Below are 19,479 nucleotides of genomic sequence, written 5' to 3'. Positions count from 1 at the left end.
ATCGTCTACGACAACGTGCACCGCCATCACGGCACGATCAGCGCGGAGCACGGCATCGGCCAGTTGAAGATCGACGACGCGCAACGCTACAAGTCGCCGGTCGAAACCACGCTGATGCGCACGCTGAAGACCGCGCTCGACCCGCGCGGCCTGATGAATCCCGGCAAGGTCCTGCGCTGACGCCGCCTACTCAGGAGCCAAGCCCGTGAAAGTCCGCGTCCTGTCCGACCTGCATCTCGAAAACAACCTGCCCGACGCGATCCCGCATGCCGATGCGGATCTCGTCGTGCTGGCCGGCGACATCCACAATCACGCGGAAGGCCTGCGCTGGGCCGCCGAGACGTTCGACCCGGCGGTGCCGGTGGTCTACGTGCCGGGCAACCACGAGTACTACGACGGGGAATTCGGCGCGCTGGAGACGGCGATGCGCGACGCGGCGCATGCGCTCGACAACGTGCATTACCTGAACAACGGCGTCTACGTCGATCCCGCTCAACGCTTCCGCGTGCTGGGCACGACGCTCTGGGCCGATTTTTCGCTGTTCGGCCGGGACGAAGCCAGCGTCGCGCGTGCGATCGACGCCGCGCTGCGGGTGATGCTCGATTTCAAGGGACTGATCCAGGTGACGTGGCCGCACGACGCGACATTGCGTACGGCAGCGGGGGCGCCGGAACGGGATTTCGCGCCGGCCGACGCCATTGCGCTCCATCTGCAAGGCCGTGCATGGCTGGAAACGCAACTGGCGGCGCCGTTCGCGGGCAAGACGATCGTCGTCACCCATCATGCGCCGCACCGGCGCTCGCTGGCGGAACGCTATGCGGAGGATCTGGCGTCGGCGGGGTTCGTCACGGACATGGCGGCACTGGTGCGACCGCCGGTGGATCTGTGGCTGCACGGCCACACGCATACGTCATTCGACTACGTGGCGGACGGCGGCACGCGCGTGGTGTGCAATCCGCGCGGCTACCTTCACCGGCGCACCGGCGAATGGGAAAACCCCGCGTTCGCGTGGGACAAGGTCGTCGTGCTCGGCTGAGCGCCGGCCCGGGCGACCGCGTGGCGCGGCCTTGCCCGTCTGAAGCGTGACGGCGGGATCAGCGGCCGGGGCGGCGCGGCTCGCGCACGCGGACCGGCACGGGCTTCATCTGCGCCTTCGCCTTCATCGCACGCAGCAGGTCGCGGGTCGCCGCCGCGGCGGCAGCCGCGCCCAGCAGGACGCCAAGGCCGATCATCAGGTGCGTATCCATCGCTACTCCGGTGTGGTGTATCTCGTTAATTCCAACAGTATCAAACTGTCTGACACACGTTCGTAAAAAAATGTTGCGTGAAGGACAAATCTCGTCAGATGGCGGCCGACCGCGCGGTCATGTCGCACGCGTGTACTGTTCGAGCGCCGCTTCGTCGGCTTCGAGCGTGAGCGGCAGCTCTTCGCGCAGGAAATCGACCCAGGTCCGGATTTTCGCGTCGAGGTACTGGCGCGACGGATACAGCGCATAGATGTTCATCACGTGCGACCGGTACTCGGGCATCACGCGCACGATGTGCCCGCTGCGCAGCCAGCCGATCGCCGAATAGAGCGGCAGCCCGCCTACCCCCATTCCCTCCCGCACGGCCACCGCGAGCGCCTCCGCGACGTTCACGCGGAACGGCGGCGCCGTGATCGGCACGACCTCGTCGCCGTTCGGCCCCGCCAGCGCCCACTCGTCGAAGTGAAAGCCCGGCGCGACCATCCCGAGGCACACGTGCTGTGCGAGATCGGCCGGCCGCTGCGGCACGCCGTGCGACTCGACATAACCCGGCGATGCGCACACGACGCTGTAGCTCTCGCCGAGCCGCTGCGACACGAGCCCCGAATCGGGCAGATCGCGGCCGACGACGATCGCGACGTCGTAGCCCTCGTCGAGCAGGTCGGGCATCCGCTGCGCGAGCGTCAGCTCGACGTGCACGTCCGGATAGCGCTCGCGATAGCGCGCGATGGCCGGCACCAGATAGTGCTGGCCGAGGCTCGTGAAGCAATGGACCTTCAGCTTGCCGGACGGACGCGCGTGCGCGTCGCCCGCCTCGGCTTCGGCCTGGTCGACGTAAGCGAGGATCTGTTCGCAGCGCTGCAGATAGCGCTCGCCCGCTTCGGTCAGTGCGATCCGGCGCGTCGTGCGGTTCAGGAGACGCGTGCGCAGGTGGGCCTCGAGATCCGAGACCGCGCGCGACGCGTAGGCGGTGGTCGAATTCATCTGCTGGGCGGCCGCGGTAAAGCTTCCCGCGTCCACCACGCGGACGAATACCCGCATGTTTTGTAGCGTATCCATCCCATTACCCGTTTGAATCCGGAGGGATTGTTGCACAGGGTCCAACAAATATTATCTCAGGATTCGTAAAAATGACTTGCACCGTTGTCCGTTTATTCAGGAATCACTGAAAAATATAATCGCCTCCGACTCATCTATATCCGAAAGGGAGAAAATCGTGCAGTCTCCGGCGACAAAAGGGACGCTCGCACTGGCGGTTCTTGCAGTCTCATTAATAATGGCCGGTTGCGCGAGCATGGGCGACAACAAAACCCAGTCCACTCGCATAGAAGCGAACGCACTCGACGCCGGCGCGGCCATCCGCGCGGCCGACCGAGACGCGGGCTGGCCCGCCGCCGACTGGTGGCGCGCGTACCGTGATCCCCAGCTCGATGCATGGATCGCCGCCGCCCAGGCCGGCAACCCGACCCTCGCGGCCGCCGAGGCCCGCGTGCGCGAAGCGCAGGCGATGGCGCGCGTCGCCCGCTCGGCCGAACTGCCGCAGATCAACGGCAACCTGTCGCTGATGCGCCAGCACTGGCCGGACAACGTGTACTACGGCCCGGGGCCGCTCGCGAACGCCGACACCTGGAACAATACCGGCTCGCTCGGCCTGTCGTACCACCTCGATCTGTGGGGCAAGGACAAGAACGCGACCGAGCGGGCGCTCGACACCGCGCATGCGACCGCCGCCGACGCGCGCGCGGCCAAGCTCGAACTCGAAGTCAACGTGGTGCGCGCGTATGTCGGCATGTCGATGAACTACGCGCTGCTGGACCTCGCGCACGAGACGTTCGAACGCCAGCGCTCGCTCGCCGATCTCGCCCGCAAGCGGCTGCAGGCCGGCCTCGGCACGCAGCTCGACGTAAGCCAGGCGGAATCGACGCTGCCCGACTACGAGCGCCAGATCGACAGCTACGAAGAGGCGATCCAGCTCGCGCGCCACCAGCTCGCCGCACTGGCCGGCAAGGGCCCGGGCGCCGGCGACACCATCAAGCGGCCGCAGCTTGCGCTCGATGCGCCGGCCGGCCTGCCGTCGGCGATGCCGGCCGACCTGCTCGGCCGCCGCCCCGACGTCGTCGCGGCGCGCTGGACGGTCGACGCGCAGGCGCGCGGCATCGACGTCGCGAAGGCGTCGTTCTACCCGAACATCGACCTGCTCGCGACGGTCGGCGGCTTCGGCGTGACCGCGCCGTTCACCGACTTCCTGCGCGCGATGAACGGCGGCTGGACGGCCGGCCCCGCGCTGTCGCTGCCGATCTTCGAAGGCGGTCGGCTGCGGGCGCAGCTCGGCGCCGCGAACGCCGGCTACGACCAGGCGGTCGAGCGCTACAACCAGACGATCGTCGGCGCGCTCAAGGACATCGCCGACCAGGTCGTGCGAATCCGCTCGCTCGATACGCAGAAGAAGGACGCCGCGCGCTCGGTGGCGGCCAACAATCGCAGCTATCAACTGTCGCGCGAAGGCTTCCGCCGCGGGCTGACCGATTACGTGAACGTGCTGGTCGCGCAACAGCAACTGCTGCGCGCGCAGGAGACGGCCGCCCGCATCGACGCGGAACGCCTCGCCGCGCACGCGCAGTTGATGGCCGCGCTCGGGGGTGGGGTCGAGACGGGTACCGATGTGCCGAAGGACGAAGCCGCCGCCGCGGTTGCCGCGCCCGCCGCCGCATCGGGCACGAAGCCCGCGGCAGCCGTCGCCCGGCCCGCGGAAGTCGCTACCACCGGCGCGTCCGGCGTGCCGGCCGCACGGTAACGCGGAGCGTCGCCATGTCAGCCTCCTCCCCCGCTTCAACGCCCGCCGGCGGCCCGTTCGCGGCCTGGTATGCCGCATTCGGCGACTGGGCTCGCACCGACGGCGCCGCGTGGCTCTATCTGTTCAAGGCGCTGCTCGCCGCGTTCATCGCGACCGGCGTGTCGATGCGGCTCGACCTGCCCGCGCCAAAAACGGCGATGACGACGGTGTTCATCGTGATGCAGCCGCAAAGCGGCGCGGTGCTCGCGAAAAGCTTCTATCGCGTCGCCGGCACGATCTTCGGATTGATCGCGACGCTCACCTTCGTCGGGCTGTTCCCGCAGCAGCCGCAGCTGTTCCTGCTGGCGGTCGCGCTGTGGGTCGCCCTGTGCACGGCCGGCGCCGCGCGCAACCGCAACTTCCGCAGCTACGGCTTCCTGCTGGCCGGCTACACGACCGCGCTGATCGGGCTGCCTGCGTCGCAACACCCGGACGGTGCGTTCATGAGCGCAATGACGCGCGTGGCCGAAATCATGGTCGGGATCGTGTCGGCCGGCGTGGTCAGCGCCCTCGTGTTTCCGCGGACCACCGGCGAGCAGATGCGCACGACGGTGCGCAAGCGCTTCGGCAGCTTCGTCGACTACGTCGCGGCGGCGCTGTCGGGCCAGCTCGACCGCGCGCATATCGAAACCATCCACACGCGCTTCGTCGCCGACGTGGTCGGGTTCGAGGCCGCGCGCAGCATGGCCGTGTTCGAGGACCCGGACACGCGGATGCGCAGCGGCCGCCTTGCGCGGCTGAACAGCGAGTTCATGAGCGCGTCGAGCCGCTTCCATGCGCTGCACCAATTGATGAACCGGCTGCATGCGGCCGGCGCGCAGGCCGCGATCGACGCGATCGAGCCGTACTTTCGCGAGATCGCCCCGCTGCTGCTGACGCCAGCCGGCGAACCGGTACGCACGTCGGCCGATGCCGGCCACGCGGCCACGCAACTGCTCGCGTGGCGCGACGCGCTGCCGCGCCGCATCCGCGCGACGCGCGCGGCGCTCGAAACGCAGCCGGACTTTCCGCTGCTCGACTTCGATACAGCCGCCGAACTGCTGTACCGCTTCATCACCGACCTGCACGAATACGCGGCCACCTACGCGTCGCTGTCGAGCGCGACGCACGAACGCGAACGCTGGATCGAGCGCTACGAGCCGCGCACCAATGCGACGGCGATGGTGATCGCGGCGATTCGCACCGCGACCGTGATCCTCGTGCTCGGCTGGTTCTGGATCGAGACCGCGTGGCCGAGCGGCGTGACGATGACGCTGACTGCGGCAGCCACCTGCGCGCTCGCGTCGTCGACGCCGCGCCCCACCGCAATGTCCGCGCAGATGGGCATGGGCACGGCGCTCGCCGTCTGCACGGGCTTCCTGCTGACGTTCGGCATCTATCCGCACATCGACGGCTTCCCGCTGCTGTGCGTCGCGCTGGCGCCGCTGCTCGCGATCGGCATCTTCATGACGCTGAAGCCGAAGCTCGCCGGCTACGGGATGGGCTACCTGATCTTCTTCAGCTTCCTCGCCGGCCCGGACAACATCACGCACTACGATCCGACCAGCTTCATGAACGATTCGCTCGCGCTCGTGCTGGCGATGCTGGCGTCGGCGATCGCGTTCGCGGTGCTGTTCCCGCCGACCGCGCCGTGGCACAAGAAGCGGCTGTTCGCGGACTTGCGCCACCAGGCCGTCGCGGCCGGCCACGCGCGGCTCGCGGGTTTGCGCACGCGCTTCGAAAGCGGCGCGCGCGACCTGATGTACCAGGCGCACACGCTGTCGGCCGACCAGCCCGACGTGCAGCGCGACGCGCTGCGCTGGATGTTCGCGGTGCTCGAAACCGGTAACGCGACGATCGACCTGCGTCACGAGCTCGCGACGCTGCCGGCCGACCCGCGCTATGCGCCGGCGATGCCGTGGCGGCGCGCGATCGACACGATGCGCACCGCGCTGTCGGCATTGTTCACCCGGCCGAGCGCCGCGCGTTTCGACGCGACGCTCGCCGCGACCAATGCGGCGATCGACGCGACCCGGCAAACGCTCGATGCGGTCGAGCCGTCGCGCGACGAGCGCCACCGGCTGCAGCGCATCCTGAGCCACCTGCATTTCGTGCGGACCGCGCTGCTCGACCCGGAATCGCCGCTCGAGCCGCTCAACCGCAACCGCCCCGTGCATCCCCAACCAGGAGCCTCGTCATGATGCCGCGTGAAATCGCCATTCTCGATGCCTACATGCCGACGGTGGTGCTGATGTTCGTCCTCGGCGCGATCGCGACCTGGGCTGTCGACCGCCTGCTCGCCTATACGGGCCTCTACCGTCTCGTCTGGCACCCGTCGCTGTTCCGGGCCTGCCTTCTCGTCTGCATTTGCGGCGGACTGAGTCTTGCCGTTTACCGTTGATTCCGAACCATCATGATTCTCAGAAAACTCTTCGGCTTCGTCGCGACCGCCATCATCCTTCTCGTCGCGATCCTGATCGGGCGCTCGCTGTGGGTGCACTACATGGACGATCCGTGGACGCGCGACGGGCGCGTGCGCGCCGAGATCGTCAACGTCGCGCCGGACGTGTCGGGCGCGATCGTCGAGCTGCCCGTGCATGACAACCAGCTCGTGAAAAAAGGCGACCTGATCATGCAGATCGACCCGTCGCACTACCAGATCGCGGTCGAGCAGGCGCAGGCGGCGGTGGCCGCCCGCCGCGCGGAACTGCAGATGCGCCGCGACGACGCGGCCCGCCGCGCGGACCTCGATGCGCTCGTCGTGTCGAAGGAAAACCGCGAAAATGCCGCGCACAGCGCATCGAGTGCCGACGCGCAGTATCAGCAGGCGCTCGCCGCGCTCGACGCCGCGAAGCTCAACCTCGAGCGCACGCGCGTCGTCGCGCCGGTCGACGGCTACATCACGAACCTGCAGACCTTCAAGGGCAACTACGCGGTGGCCGGCCAGGCAAAGCTCGCGATCGTCGACAGCCACTCGTTCTGGGTCTACGGCTACTTCGAGGAAACCAAGCTGCCGCGCGTGAAGATCGGCGCACCGGCCGAAATGCGGCTGATGAGCGGCGGCGTGATGAAGGGCCACGTGGAAAGCATCTCGCGCGGTATCTACGATCGCGACAACCCGCAAAGCCGCGACCTCGTCGCCGACGTGAACCCGACCTTCAACTGGGTGCGCCTCGCGCAGCGCGTGCCGGTACGCATCAAGATCGACGAAGTGCCGGCCGACGTGGTGCTGTCGGCGGGCACGACCTGCACGGTCATCATCGATCCCGACAAGCAGAAGAAGTCGTAATCGCCGGGGCGTGCCGCACGCTCAGTGCGCGATGCGGAAACGCCCGACCAGCGCCTTCAGCGCCTGAGCCTGCTCGTCGAGCGCGTTCGCGGCAGCCGCCGCCTGCTCGACGAGCGCCGCGTTCTGCTGGGTGCCGGCATCCATCTGTGTGACCGCGCGGCCGATCTCGTCGATCCCCGCGCTCTGCTCGTCCGACGCCGCCGAAATCTCGCCGATGATGTCGGTCACGCGCTTGACCGCGCGCACCACGTCGCCCATCGTGCGGCCCGCGTCGTGCGCGAGCGCCGCGCCGTTCGCCACGCGCTCGACCGACGCGCCGATCAATTCCCGAATCTCCTTGGCCGCGGTCGCCGAGCGCTGCGCGAGCAATCGCACCTCGCCGGCGACCACCGAGAAGCCGCGCCCCTGCTCACCGGCGCGCGCGGCCTCGACTGCCGCGTTCAACGCGAGAATATTGGTCTGGAACGCGATCCCCTCGATCGTGCCGATGATGTCGCGAATGTTCTTCGCGCTGTCGTCGATCTCGCTCATCGTCGCGACCACCCGGCCGACGACTTCCCCGCCCGTCTCCGCGACCGCCGACGCATTGGCCGCGAGCGTGCTCGCCTGCCGCGCGTTCTCGGCGTTCTGCCGCACGGTCGACGTGAGTTGCTCCATGCTGGCCGCGGTGCGCTCGAGTGCGACGGCCTGCTGCTCGGTGCGCCGCGACAGGTCGAGATTGCCGGTGGAGATTTCGCCGGACGCGGCCGCGATGGCCTCGGCGCTCACCGCGATCTCGCCCACGGTGGCCGCGAGCCCAGTCTGCATCTCGGCCAGCGCGCGCACCATGCTGTCGCGGTCGTGGCGGGCGAGCGTGATCGGCCGCGTCAGGTCGCCGCGCGCGATATCCGCGGCAATCTCCTTCGCGAGCGCGGGCTCGCCGCCGAGCTGCGACGCGAGGCGCCGCACGACGCGCTCGGCAATCACGACGGCCAGCACGATCAGCGCGGCCGTCATCGCCGCGATCATCGCGAACGACGACGAAAAAATGGTGGCGGACGCATCGAGCGTCGCCTTCGACTTCTCGCCGCGCGTCTTCACGAGTTCGGCGACGAGTTTTTCGAGCTTGCCGGTTTCGACCAGCAGTGACACGTCCTGCGTGCCGACCTGCCAGTTCATCTGCGACAGGTCGAGCGGCTGCGCGCGCACCAGCGTGACGAAATCGCGCAGATGCGTGCTCCACGTGCCGACCGCCGTCGAGAAGGTGCGCAGCCGCGCCGAATCGCCGGCATCGTCCGGATCGGCATAGCGCTGCAGCGTGCCGAGCGCCTGGCCGATCGACGCGAGCCCCGCGCTCACCTCGGCGCCGAGTTCGTCGCGCTCCTTCGCGGTGGTCGCGGTCAGCAGCATTTTCTGCGCGCGGCTCGCGCGCAACACCTCGGCCCGCACTTCCGCCGCCGCGCGGCTCGCGACGTGGCCCTGCTCGTAGACCGACGCGATCGACGCGTTCAGCCGGCTGATCTGCCACAGCGAGAACACGCCGATCGCGAGCGTGCCGACCAGCAGGATCGCGAACGCGGCGCGCAACGTCGCCTTGACGGTCCACGGCCGGCGCGTACGACGCGCCGCGCGCGTGCGCCGAGCGGTGCGGCCGGCGGCAACGGCGGGTGCGGCGGCGGCCGCACCGGGCTGTGGATGCAAAGATGCTGCTTTCATCGAACTATCCCCGTATGGATCACGCTGCCGGAAAGGTCGGTCCCGGCGGTCCCGCGATGGCAGGCCATGCCGCGCGTCCTGCGCCCGCCCGGCGGGTAGCCGGTGCGGGGCGCGGCGCGCCTGTTGTCATTGGGTCGTTCTACGGCCGCCACCGCCGTTTCTTGAGTCCGGAAAAACACGCACCGGGCCCCGGCGCGGCCCGGCTGAAGGACGGACGCGCCGCCAGCGTTATACCTGTCCAAAAAAGGACGCACCGACCGATCCGTCACACGAATGTCCGATTCGCGATAAAACTTGGCCTGACATTCTCAATACGCCACATTACACTTCTTTGACGCATCAACGAATCGACAACGCGCCGATCCCCAACAGAGCGCGCCAGCCACCTCAACTCGTTCAGCTCACATGGAAACCAGCCTCGACTCCGGAGCCGCCGGCGCAGCCGCCGCCCAGCCGTCCGCACCGCCCGTCGCCCGCACCGTCTACCCGGTGCTCGGCGCGATCAGCTTCTCGCACATGCTCAACGACATGATCCAGTCGTTGATCCTCGCGATCTACCCGATGCTCAAGAGCCAGTTCGCGCTGTCGTTCGCGCAGATCGGCCTGATCACGCTCACTTACCAGATCACCGCGTCGCTGCTGCAGCCGCTCGTGGGCCTCTATACCGACAAGCATCCGAAGCCGTATTCGCTGCCGGTCGGCATGGGCTTCACGCTCGCGGGGCTGCTGCTGATGTCGGCCGCGCCGAATTTCCCGATGCTGCTGGTGGCCGCCGCGCTCGTCGGCTGCGGCTCGTCGGTGTTCCACCCCGAATCGTCGCGGGTCGCGCGGATGGCGTCGGGCGGCCGGCACGGGCTCGCGCAGTCGGTGTTCCAGGTGGGCGGCAATGCCGGCTCCGCGCTCGGGCCGCTGCTCGCCGCGCTCGTGATCATTCCGCACGGCCAGCACAGCATCGCTTGGTTCTCGGCGGCCGCGCTCGTCGCGATGATCGTGCTCACGCAGATCGGCCACTGGTACAAGAAGCATCCGTCGATGAAGAAGAAGGCCGCCTCGGCCGGCCACCCGACGCTGTCGCGCGGCCGCGTGATGGCCGCGATCGGCGTGCTGGTGCTGCTCGTGTTCTCGAAGTACTTCTACCTCGCGAGCATCAACAGCTATTTCACGTTCTACCTGATCGACAAGTTCCACCTGTCGGTGCAGGCCGCGCAGATCCACCTGTTCGTGTTCCTCGCGGCGGTGGCGGCCGGCACGCTGATCGGCGGGCCCGTCGGCGACCGGATCGGCCGCAAGTACGTGATCTGGGTGTCGATCCTGGGCGTCGCGCCGTTCACGATGCTGCTGCCGTACGCGAACCTGTTCTGGACGAGCGTGCTGACCGTGATCATCGGCGTCGTGCTGGCGTCGGCGTTCGCCGCGATCCTCGTCTATGCGACCGAGCTGATGCCCGGCAAGGTCGGGATGGTCGCGGGCCTGTTCTTCGGCTTCGCGTTCGGCCTGGGCGGCGTCGGCGCGGCCGTGCTCGGCCAGCTCGCCGATGCGACGAGCATTCCGTTCGTCTACAAGGTGTGCTCGTTCCTGCCGCTGATCGGCGTGCTGACGGTGTTCCTGCCGAACCTCGAAAGCAGCCGGCGCAAAAAGGCGTGACGAACGACTGGCCGCGGCGTGCGCGCTGCGGCCGGTCGAATGGTTTGGACGGGAAAGTGCGAGACGGCGGCTTCAGGCCGCCGTCGTCGCATGCAGCGTCAGGAAACGCTTGAGGATGCCGGACGAATAGCTGCTCGCGATCGCCGACAGGAAATGCGAGAACGACTGCGTCGCGTGATCGTCGGCCGTATCGGAGATCGTGCGCACGAGCGCGAACGGCACGTCGTGCTCCGCGCACACCTGCGCGATCGCCGCGCCTTCCATCTCGACCGCGAGCGCGTCCGGCAACGCGTCGCGCAGCGCGAGCACTTCCTGCTCGCTCGACACGAACCGGTCGCCGCTGATGACGAGCCCCGCGTGCAGCGCCGCGCCGGCGAGCCCGAAGCGCTCGGCGAACCGCGCGCCCTCTTCCTCGACGAACAGCGTGCATGCAGCCCGCAAGCGGGCCGTCAGCGCCGCGTCGGTCGCGAAGCGCGTGATGCCGAGCAACGGCACCTCGTAGCGCGGAAAGAGCGGCGATGCATCGAGATCGTGCTGCAGCAACGTATCGGCCACGACGACGTCGCCGATACGCACCGTGCGCGACACACCGCCCGCGACACCGGTGAACACCACGCCCGACACGCCGAACACGTGGATCAGCGCGCTGACCGTCGCGGCCGCCGCGACCTTGCCGACCCGCGCGAGCGTGACGACGCAGGCCGCGCCGTGCACGGTGCCGACGTGGTAATCGCGGCGGCCGAGCGTGACCGTCTTCATCGCGCCGTCGGCGCGCATCGCGGCGATCAGGTCGCCGAGCTCCTCGGGCAGCGCGGCCAGAATGCCGAGCGGACGGGCGGCAGGCGTCACGGCGAGGTCGACGTCCATCATTCCACCGCCTGCAGTTTCGCGACCGCGAGCGCGAGCCATTTCTCGCCGTGGCGCTTGAACTTCACCTGCGCCTTCGCATCGGTGCCGTTGCCTTCGAGCGCGGTGACCGTGCCTTCGCCGAACTTGGTGTGGAACACCTGCTGGCCGACCCGGAAGCCGGTGTCGGCCGCGCGCTGCTTGTTCGCGAACGCGGGCAGCGGCGCGGACACGGCCGCATCGACGATCTGCTCACGGCTGCCGCCGCCCGGCCGCGCGAACCAGTCACGCCCGTAGCCGGCATTGTCCGAACGCCCGCCCCAGCGCGACCCGGCCTCGACCTTCGGCGTGAGCCACTTCAGCACGTGCTCGGGCAGTTCGTCGAAGAAGCGCGAGCGCACGTTGTAGCGGGTCTGGCCGTGCAGCATCCGGCTCTGCGCGAACGACAGATAGAGCCGCTCCTTCGCGCGCGTGATCGCGACGTACATCAGCCGGCGCTCTTCCTCGAGGCCGTCCGATTCGAGCACGCTGTTCTCGTGCGGGAAGAGGCCCTCCTCGAGCCCCGTGATGAACACGGCCGCGAATTCGAGCCCTTTCGCCGCGTGCACGGTCATCAGTTGCACCGCGTCCTGGCCGGCCTGCGCCTGGTTGTCGCCGGCCTCCAGCGACGCATGCGACAGGAAGCCCGCGAGCGGCGTCATCGTGTCGGGGTTCTGTGCGGGGTCGGCGGGCGACGCCGGATCGAGCACGTCGACCGCCGGATCGTCGGTTGCGGTGCCGAGCTCGGGCGCCGCGATCGCGCCCGCGCGCAGCGGGATCGAGCGGGCCGGCGTGTCGAGCCCGTAGCCTTCCTCGGCGATGAACGCGGTGGCCGCGTTTACGAGTTCCTGCAGGTTTTCGAGGCGATCCTGCCCTTCGCGCTCGCCCTGGTAGAAATCGGCGAGGCCGCTCGCGCGCACGATGTGCTCGACGGTGTCGGGCAGGTTCATGTGCTGCGTGTCGGCACGCATCTTCGCGATCAGGTTCGCGAACCCGCCGAGGCTCGTGCCGGCCTTGCCGGTCACGTACGGAATCGCGGCGGCCATCGAGCAGCCGTACAGGCGCGCGGCGTCGGCCAGTTGCTCGACCGAGCGCGCACCGATGCCGCGGGTCGGGAAGTTCACGACGCGCGCGAATGCCGTGTCGTCGTTCGGGTTGTCGATCAGGCGCAGGTACGCGAGCGCGTGCTTCACTTCCTGCCGCTCGAAAAAGCGCAGGCCGCCGTACACGCGGTACGGAATGCCGGACGACATCAGCGTGTGCTCGATCGAGCGCGATTGCGCGTTGCTGCGGTACAGGACGGCCACTTCGCTGCGCGCCATCCCGGTATTGATCAGCGAACGGATCTCCTCGACGATCCAGCCGGCTTCCTGCGAATCGGTGCTGGCTTCGTACACGCGTACCGGCTCGCCGTGGCCGGCATCGGTACGCAGGTTCTTGCCGAGGCGGTGCGCGTTGTTCGAGATCAGCTGGTTCGCCGCGTCGAGGATGTTGCCGTGCGAACGGTAATTCTGCTCGAGCTTGATCAGGTTGCGCACGCGGAATTCGTCTTCGAAGTCGCGCATGTTGCCGACGTTCGCGCCGCGGAACGCATAGATCGACTGGTCGTCGTCGCCGACCGCGAAGATCGCGTTCTCGCCGCCCGCGAGCATCTTGAGCCACGCGTACTGCAGCTTGTTGGTGTCCTGGAACTCGTCGACGAGGATGTGCCGGAAGCGCGCCTGGTAGTGCGCGCGCAGCGGCGCGTTGTACGCGAGCAGCTCGTAGCAGCGCAGCAGCAGCTCGGGGAAATCGACGACGCCTTCGCGCTGGCACTGCTGATCGTACGCCTGGTACAGCTCGACGAACTTGCGGTTGAAGTTGTCGGTCGCGTCGACCTTGTCCGGGCGCAGCCCCTGCTCCTTCGCGTTGTTGATGAAGTACTGGACGTTCTTCGGCGGATACTTTTCGTCGTCGACGTTCGCCGCCTTCATCAGCCGCTTGATCGCGGACAGCTGGTCGGCCGTGTCGAGGATCTGGAAGGTCTGCGGCAGGCCCGCGTCGCGCCAGTGCGTACGCAGCATCCGGTTGCACAGGCCGTGGAACGTGCCGATCCACATCCCGCGCGTATCGATCGGCATCATCGCCGACAGGCGCGCCATCATCTCGCGCGCGGCCTTGTTCGTGAAGGTGACGGCGAGCACGGTGGGCGGCGACGCATAGCCCTGCTGGATCAGCCACGCGATGCGCGTGATCAGCACGCGGGTCTTGCCGCTGCCCGCCCCTGCGAGGATCAGCGCCGGTTCGTTCGGCAACGTGACGGCGGCGAGTTGTTCGGGGTTCAGATTGGCGAGCAGATCGGGCATGGAGCGGCGGCTAACGGGCGAGAAAAATGCGGACCCGACATTATAAGTCGGCCGCGCGATGCCGTTTCCGATCCGTTCGGTCGCACGCTGCCTGCGTGTTGCGGGCGGGTTGCGGACACGTTGCGGCCGCGTCCCGGCGGGCCCGCGCCGGCAAGGCGATGGCTGGCCGATGGGCATCCATTTATAATTGTCAGATTCGGCATCCAATTCACGCATTTTTCGGCAGATTTCCAACATGAGCGACAACACGCTTGCGAAGAGCTTCGAGCCCCATACCATCGAGTCCCAATGGGGGCCGGAGTGGGAAAAACGCGGCTATGCCGCCCCGGCATTCGATCCGGCCCGCCCTGATTTCGCGATCCAGTTGCCGCCGCCGAACGTGACGGGCACGCTGCACATGGGCCACGCGTTCAACCAGACGATCATGGACGGCCTCGCCCGCTACCACCGGATGCTCGGCGAGAACACGCTGTGGGTGCCCGGCACCGACCACGCCGGGATCGCCACCCAGATCGTGGTCGAGCGCCAGCTCGACGCGCAGGGCGTGTCGCGCCACGACCTCGGCCGCGAGAAGTTCGTCGAGCGCGTGTGGGAGTGGAAGCAGCAGTCCGGCTCGACGATCACCGGCCAGGTGCGCCGCCTCGGCGCGTCGACCGACTGGTCGCGCGAATACTTCACGATGGACGACAAGATGTCGGCCGCCGTGCGCGACGTGTTCGTCACGCTGTATGAACAGGGCCTGATCTATCGCGGCAAGCGCCTCGTCAACTGGGATCCGGTGCTGATGACCGCCGTGTCGGATCTCGAAGTCGTCAGCGAGGAAGAAAACGGCCACCTGTGGCACATCCGCTACCCGCTCGTCGACGGCTCGGGCTCGCTGACGGTCGCCACCACGCGTCCCGAGACGATGCTCGGCGACGTCGCGCTGATGGTTCACCCGGAAGACGAGCGCTACGTGCACCTGATCGGCAAGCTCGTCACGCTGCCGCTGACGGGCCGCGAGATCCCGGTGATCGCCGACGACTACGTCGACCGCGAGTTCGGCACCGGCGTCGTGAAAGTCACGCCCGCGCACGACTTCAACGACTATCAGGTCGGCCTGCGCCACAAGCTCGCGCCGATCGAGATCCTGACGCTCGACGCGAAGATCAACGACAACGGCCCCGAGCAGTATCGCGGCCTCGACCGCTTCGACGCGCGCAAGGCGATCGTGGCCGACCTCGACGCGCAGGGCTTCCTCGACTCGGTGAAGCCGCACAAGCTGATGGTGCCGCGCGGCGACCGCACGGGCGTCGTGATCGAACCGATGCTGACCGACCAGTGGTTCGTCGCGATGACGAAGCCGGCGCCGGAAGGCACGTTCCATCCGGGCAAGTCGATCACCGAGGTATCGCTCGACGTGGTGCGCGACGGCCAGATCAAGTTCGTCCCGGAAAACTGGACGACCACCTACTACCAGTGGCTCGAGAACATCCAGGACTGGTGCATCTCGCGCCAGCTGTGGTGGGGTCACCAGATTCCCGCATGGTACGGCGAGAACGGCGAGGTGTTCGTCGCGCGCGACGAGGAAGAAGCGCGCGCGCAGGCCGCGGCGAAGGGTTATGCAGGCGCGCTCAAGCGCGACGAGGACGTGCTCGACACGTGGTTCTCGTCGGCGCTCGTGCCGTTCTCGTCGCTCGGCTGGCCCAACGAAACGCCTGAGCTGCAGCACTTCCTGCCGTCGTCGGTACTCGTCACCGGCTTCGACATCATCTTCTTCTGGGTCGCCCGGATGGTGATGATGACGACGCACTTCACCGGCAAGGTGCCGTTCCATACCGTCTACGTGCACGGCCTCGTGCGCGACGCGGAAGGCCAGAAGATGTCGAAGAGCAAGGGCAACACGCTCGACCCGATCGACATCGTCGACGGCATCGACCTCGACACGCTGGTCGCGAAGCGCACGACGGGCCTGATGAACCCGAAGCAGGCCGCGACCATCGAGAAGAAGACGCGCAAGGAATTCCCGGACGGCATCCCCGCGTTCGGCACCGACGCGCTGCGCTTCACGATGGCGTCGATGGCGACGCTCGGCCGCAACGTGAACTTCGACCTCGCGCGCTGCGAAGGCTATCGCAACTTCTGCAACAAGCTGTGGAACGCGACGCGCTTCGTGCTGATGAACTGCGAAGGCCACGACTGCGGCGCCGACAAGCCGGAAGTGTGCGGCGCGGGCGACTGCGGCCCCGGCGGCTACCTCGACTTCTCGGCGGCCGACCGCTGGATCGTGTCGCTCTTGCAGCGCACCGAAGCCGACATCGCGAAGGGCTTCGCCGATTACCGCTTCGACAACATCGCGAGCAGCATCTACAAGTTCGTGTGGGACGAGTACTGCGACTGGTATCTCGAACTCGCGAAGGTGCAGATCCAGAACGGCACGCCGGAACAGCAGCGCGCCACCCGCCGCACGCTGCTGCGCGTGCTGGAAACGGTGCTGCGCCTCGCGCACCCGGTCATCCCGTTCATCACCGAAGCGCTCTGGCAGAAGGTCGCGCCGCTCGCCGGCCGCTATCCGCAGGGCAAGGCCGACGGCGAGGCATCGCTGATGACGCAGGCGTATCCGGTCGCGAACCTGCAAAAGCTCGACGAGGCATCCGAGCAGTGGGCAGCCGACCTGAAGGCGATCGTCGACGCGTGCCGCAACCTGCGCGGCGAGATGAACCTGTCGCCCGCGACCAAGGTGCCGCTGCTGGCGGCCGGCGACGCCGAGCGCCTGCGCTCGTTCGCGCCGTACGTCCAGGCGCTCGCACGCCTGTCCGAAGTGCAGATCCTCGCGGACGAAGCCGCGCTCGACCAGCAAGCGCACGGCGCGCCGATCGCGATCGTCGGCCCGAACAAGCTGGTGCTGAAGGTGGAAATCGACGTCGCGGCCGAGCGCGAGCGCCTGTCGAAGGAAATCACGCGCCTGACGGGCGAGATCGCGAAGTGCAACGCGAAGCTCGGCAACGAGGCTTTCGTTGCGAAAGCGCCGCCGGCCGTGGTCGAACAGGAGCAGAAACGTGTCGCGGAATTCCAGAGCACGCTCGAAAAACTGCGTGCGCAGCTCGATCGGTTGCCTGCGTAACAAACGGTAAGGTCATTTGCGTTCACTATAATGCGAACGTGAACATAGACCGTCTGACAAGTCGATTACAGGAATAAAGGTTCGATCATGTTGAAAGTCACCAAGGCGGTATTCCCCGTTGCCGGTCTCGGCACGCGGTTCCTCCCGGCAACGAAGGCGAGCCCGAAGGAAATGCTGCCGGTCGTCGACAAGCCGCTGATCCAGTACGCGGTCGAGGAAGCGATCGCGGCCGGCATTACCGAGATGATCTTCGTCACCGGGCGCAGCAAGCGCGCGATCGAGGACCACTTCGACAAGTCGTACGAGGTCGAGGCCGAACTCGAGGCGCGCGGCAAGGAAAAGCTGCTCGAACTCGTGCGCAGCATCAAGCCGAGCCATGTCGACTGCTTCTACGTGCGCCAGCCGGAAGCGCTCGGCCTCGGCCACGCGGTGCTGTGCGCGGAAAAGCTCGTCGCCGACAACCCGTTCGCGGTGATCCTCGCGGACGACCTGCTCGACGGCAACCCGCCGGTGATGAAGCAGATGGTCGACGTGTTCGACCACTATCACAGCTCGGTGATCGGCGTCGAAGAGATCCCGCCGTCGGAGACGAAGTCGTACGGGATCGTCGACGGCAAGGAATGGGAAGAGTCGATCGTCAAGATGTCGGCGATCGTCGAGAAGCCGGCGCCGGAAGTCGCGCCGTCGAACCTCGGCGTGGTCGGCCGCTACGTGCTGAAACCGCGGATCTTCGATCACCTGCGTGCGCTGAAGCCGGGCGCGGGCGGCGAACTGCAGCTCACCGATGCGATCCAGGCGCTGCTCGCCGACGAACAGGTGCTGGCCTACAAGTACCAGGGCACGCGCTACGACTGCGGCAGCAAGCTCGGCTACCTGAAGGCGACGGTCGAATTCGCGCTGCGCCACCCGGAAGTCGGTGCGGAATTCGAGACGTACCTGCGCACCCGCGACGGCGCCCAACCGACCGTCTGAACGCGGCAAGGGCGCGCTCCGGCGCGCCCGCCCTCACCTCGCGGCCGCCGCTTCAGCGCGCGTCGGCCGGCTTCACCGAGACGACGCCCGGCATGCCGCCCGCGTCGTCTTTTTTCGTCTTGACCAGCCAGCCGCTGCCGTCGCCGAACGGCACCTTCGCCAGCGCGCTCTTCACGAGCGCCGGCGCGGCCTGCTGCGTACCGGGATCGCGATCGCGCAGCGACGCCGACACGCGATAGACGTCGGCGCCCGATTTCGCATCGACGAAGCGCAGCGTCAGCACGTGACGGTACACGCGGCCCATGAACGGTAGCGCGAACGGCGCGGGCCCGTCGACCGTCACGCACGCGCTGCTCGCCGCGCCGCACCGCTCGGCGCTCGCCGCGACCGCCGCCGGCTGCGTCGCGTACGCGATCGACAGCCGGTAACGCGCGTCCTTGAGCGGCTGCGCATCGAAGCCGCGGCGCGCGAGCTCGTCGCGCACGAGCGTCTCGATCTGCCGGTATTCGGCGTCGTCCGCCTGTGCGGCCGTCCGCGCGAAGTCGTAGCCGTGCGCACCGGATGCAAATGCATTCGGCTGCCCGACCGCACTCACGCCGCTCGTCACGCCGGCGCAACCCGTCAACAGCGACGCCGCCAGCGCGGTCGCTGCCCATTGCTTTCTCATGACTTTCCCCAAATGCCTGCCGTCGCGCCCGGCCCTGTCAGGCGGACGGCTCGTCGATCGCGGGCAGCGACACCGTCACCGCGGTGCCGACACCCACTTCGCTGTCGACCGACACGCTGCCCCCATGGCGCGTGACGACCGTCTTCACGAACGCCATGCCGAGCCCGGAACCCGAGATTTCGGGCCGCTCGCCGGCATGGAATCGCTTGAAACGCTCGAACAGATGCCGCTGATCTTCCGGCGCAATGCCGTACCCCTGATCGCGAATCGTACAGAACATCCGCTTCGATGCGTGCTCGACCGTCAGCGTACACGTGATCACCGTGTCGGACGGACTGTATTTGACCGCATTGTTCAGCAGGTTCACGAAGGCGCGCGTGATCAGCGAGCGGTCCGCGCGCACCCAGCACATGTCGGTGCCCACGCCGGTCTCCACGCGAATGTGCTTCGCCTGCGCCTGCGGCCACACCTCGTCGCTCGCGTCGATCAGCACGTCGACGAGGCTCGTCACCTCGAGCTGGTACGCCTGCGACTCGGCGCGCGCCAGTTGGACGAACTCGTCGGCGAGCGACAGCGCGCGGTGCGCATAGCGCTCGATTCGCGCGAGCAGCCCGCGCATCGCGTCGCTTTCGACGCGGTCGCGCTCGATCTCGACCAGCGCGAGGATCGACGACTGCGGCGAACGCATGTCGTGCGACAGCAGGTGCAGCGCTTCCTCGCGCTGCCGCTCGGCCGCGTGCAGCTCGGTCACGTCGACGAGGCCGGCAATCCAGCCGGTCACGCGCCCTTGCGCGTTCGTACATGCCGCGTAGCGTAGCAG

At 67.8% G+C, this 19,479-nt stretch carries 16 protein-coding genes; 9 read left to right on the top strand and 7 right to left on the bottom strand.

The features are described 5' to 3' along the window. Both JMF90_RS02245 and JMF90_RS02240 read left to right on the top strand, forming a co-directional pair. The coding region (locus JMF90_RS02245; RefSeq protein ID WP_305790737.1) for an FAD-binding oxidoreductase at positions 1 to 180 on the top strand (180 nt) is incomplete at its 5' end. A gap of 25 nt (positions 181 to 205) precedes the next feature. Continuing rightward, on the top strand, positions 206 to 1,036 hold the full coding sequence (locus JMF90_RS02240) for a metallophosphoesterase (protein WP_201316848.1): 831 nt from the start codon (positions 206 to 208) through the stop codon (positions 1,034 to 1,036). Between the two features lie 58 nt (positions 1,037 to 1,094). Here the strand turns inward: JMF90_RS02240 and JMF90_RS02235 are convergent, their stop codons facing one another. Then, positions 1,095 to 1,247 (bottom strand): hypothetical protein, encoded by a 153-nt coding sequence (locus JMF90_RS02235; RefSeq protein WP_006476208.1) that lies wholly within the window; start codon positions 1,245 to 1,247, stop codon positions 1,095 to 1,097. A 117-nt stretch (positions 1,248 to 1,364) separates the two neighbouring features. Then, the gene (locus JMF90_RS02230; protein WP_006485634.1) at positions 1,365 to 2,306 is read right to left on the bottom strand and encodes a LysR family transcriptional regulator; all 942 of its coding nucleotides are present in this window, start codon (positions 2,304 to 2,306) and stop codon (positions 1,365 to 1,367) included. Between the two features lie 157 nt (positions 2,307 to 2,463). Between JMF90_RS02230 and JMF90_RS02225 the strand changes: the two genes are divergently transcribed. The 4 genes from JMF90_RS02225 to JMF90_RS02210 are packed head-to-tail and all read left to right on the top strand — an operon-like array spanning position 2,464 to position 7,348. Continuing rightward, positions 2,464 to 4,041, top strand: coding sequence for an efflux transporter outer membrane subunit (locus JMF90_RS02225; protein ID WP_080289200.1), 1,578 nt, complete (start codon positions 2,464 to 2,466; stop codon positions 4,039 to 4,041). Positions 4,042 to 4,055: 14 nt separating this feature from the next. Next, positions 4,056 to 6,260 (top strand): FUSC family protein, encoded by a 2,205-nt coding sequence (locus JMF90_RS02220; RefSeq protein ID WP_006476211.1) that lies wholly within the window; start codon positions 4,056 to 4,058, stop codon positions 6,258 to 6,260. Next, positions 6,257 to 6,460 carry a DUF1656 domain-containing protein gene (locus JMF90_RS02215; protein ID WP_006476212.1) on the top strand — a complete coding sequence of 68 codons (204 nt, stop codon included), beginning with the start codon at positions 6,257 to 6,259 and terminating at the stop codon, positions 6,458 to 6,460. Before JMF90_RS02220 ends, JMF90_RS02215 begins: the two co-directional genes overlap by 4 nt. A 12-nt stretch (positions 6,461 to 6,472) precedes the next feature. Beyond that, positions 6,473 to 7,348, top strand: coding sequence for an HlyD family secretion protein (locus tag JMF90_RS02210; protein ID WP_011545225.1), 876 nt, complete (start codon positions 6,473 to 6,475; stop codon positions 7,346 to 7,348). A gap of 21 nt (positions 7,349 to 7,369) precedes the next feature. Here JMF90_RS02210 and JMF90_RS02205 read toward each other — a convergent pair whose 3' ends face one another. Further along, entirely contained in the window at positions 7,370 to 9,043 is a 1,674-nt protein-coding gene (locus JMF90_RS02205; protein ID WP_201316847.1) for a methyl-accepting chemotaxis protein, read from the bottom strand. 405 nt (positions 9,044 to 9,448) lie between these two features. Between JMF90_RS02205 and JMF90_RS02200 the strand changes: the two genes are divergently transcribed. Further along, a complete protein-coding gene (locus JMF90_RS02200; protein WP_201316846.1) occupies positions 9,449 to 10,687 on the top strand; it encodes an MFS transporter in 1,239 nt (412 codons plus the stop codon). A gap of 72 nt (positions 10,688 to 10,759) precedes the next feature. Here the strand turns inward: JMF90_RS02200 and JMF90_RS02195 are convergent, their stop codons facing one another. Together JMF90_RS02195 and JMF90_RS02190 are read right to left on the bottom strand one after the other, a co-directional pair. Continuing rightward, positions 10,760 to 11,554, bottom strand: coding sequence for a 5'-methylthioadenosine/adenosylhomocysteine nucleosidase (locus tag JMF90_RS02195; RefSeq protein ID WP_374039643.1), 795 nt, complete (start codon positions 11,552 to 11,554; stop codon positions 10,760 to 10,762). Continuing rightward, positions 11,554 to 13,917: a UvrD-helicase domain-containing protein gene (locus JMF90_RS02190; RefSeq protein ID WP_201316844.1), complete on the bottom strand. Its 2,364-nt coding sequence runs from the start codon at positions 13,915 to 13,917 to the stop codon at positions 11,554 to 11,556. Before JMF90_RS02190 ends, JMF90_RS02195 begins: the two co-directional genes overlap by 1 nt. Before the next feature lie 235 nt (positions 13,918 to 14,152). Here JMF90_RS02190 and JMF90_RS02185 point away from each other — a divergent pair, with 235 nt between their 5' ends. Both JMF90_RS02185 and galU read left to right on the top strand, forming a co-directional pair. Further along, the gene (locus tag JMF90_RS02185; RefSeq protein ID WP_201316843.1) at positions 14,153 to 17,020 is read left to right on the top strand and encodes a valine--tRNA ligase; all 2,868 of its coding nucleotides are present in this window, start codon (positions 14,153 to 14,155) and stop codon (positions 17,018 to 17,020) included. A gap of 87 nt (positions 17,021 to 17,107) precedes the next feature. Next, complete coding sequence (gene galU / locus JMF90_RS02180; protein ID WP_006476218.1) at positions 17,108 to 17,992, top strand: UTP--glucose-1-phosphate uridylyltransferase GalU; 885 nt, start codon at positions 17,108 to 17,110, stop codon at positions 17,990 to 17,992. 52 nt (positions 17,993 to 18,044) lie between these two features. Here the strand turns inward: galU and JMF90_RS02175 are convergent, their stop codons facing one another. Next, complete coding sequence (locus JMF90_RS02175) at positions 18,045 to 18,659, bottom strand: DUF4136 domain-containing protein (protein ID WP_011545219.1); 615 nt, start codon at positions 18,657 to 18,659, stop codon at positions 18,045 to 18,047. Between the two features lie 37 nt (positions 18,660 to 18,696). Continuing rightward, positions 18,697 to 19,479 (bottom strand): sensor histidine kinase KdpD (locus JMF90_RS02170; protein ID WP_201324944.1); only part of this gene is annotated, 783 nt, incomplete at its 5' end.

This window comes from Burkholderia sp. E168m23, assembly GCF_016586125.1.
Classification (GTDB): domain Bacteria; phylum Pseudomonadota; class Gammaproteobacteria; order Burkholderiales; family Burkholderiaceae; genus Burkholderia; species Burkholderia orbicola.
This window is presented reverse-complemented; position numbering and strand designations above follow the sequence as displayed.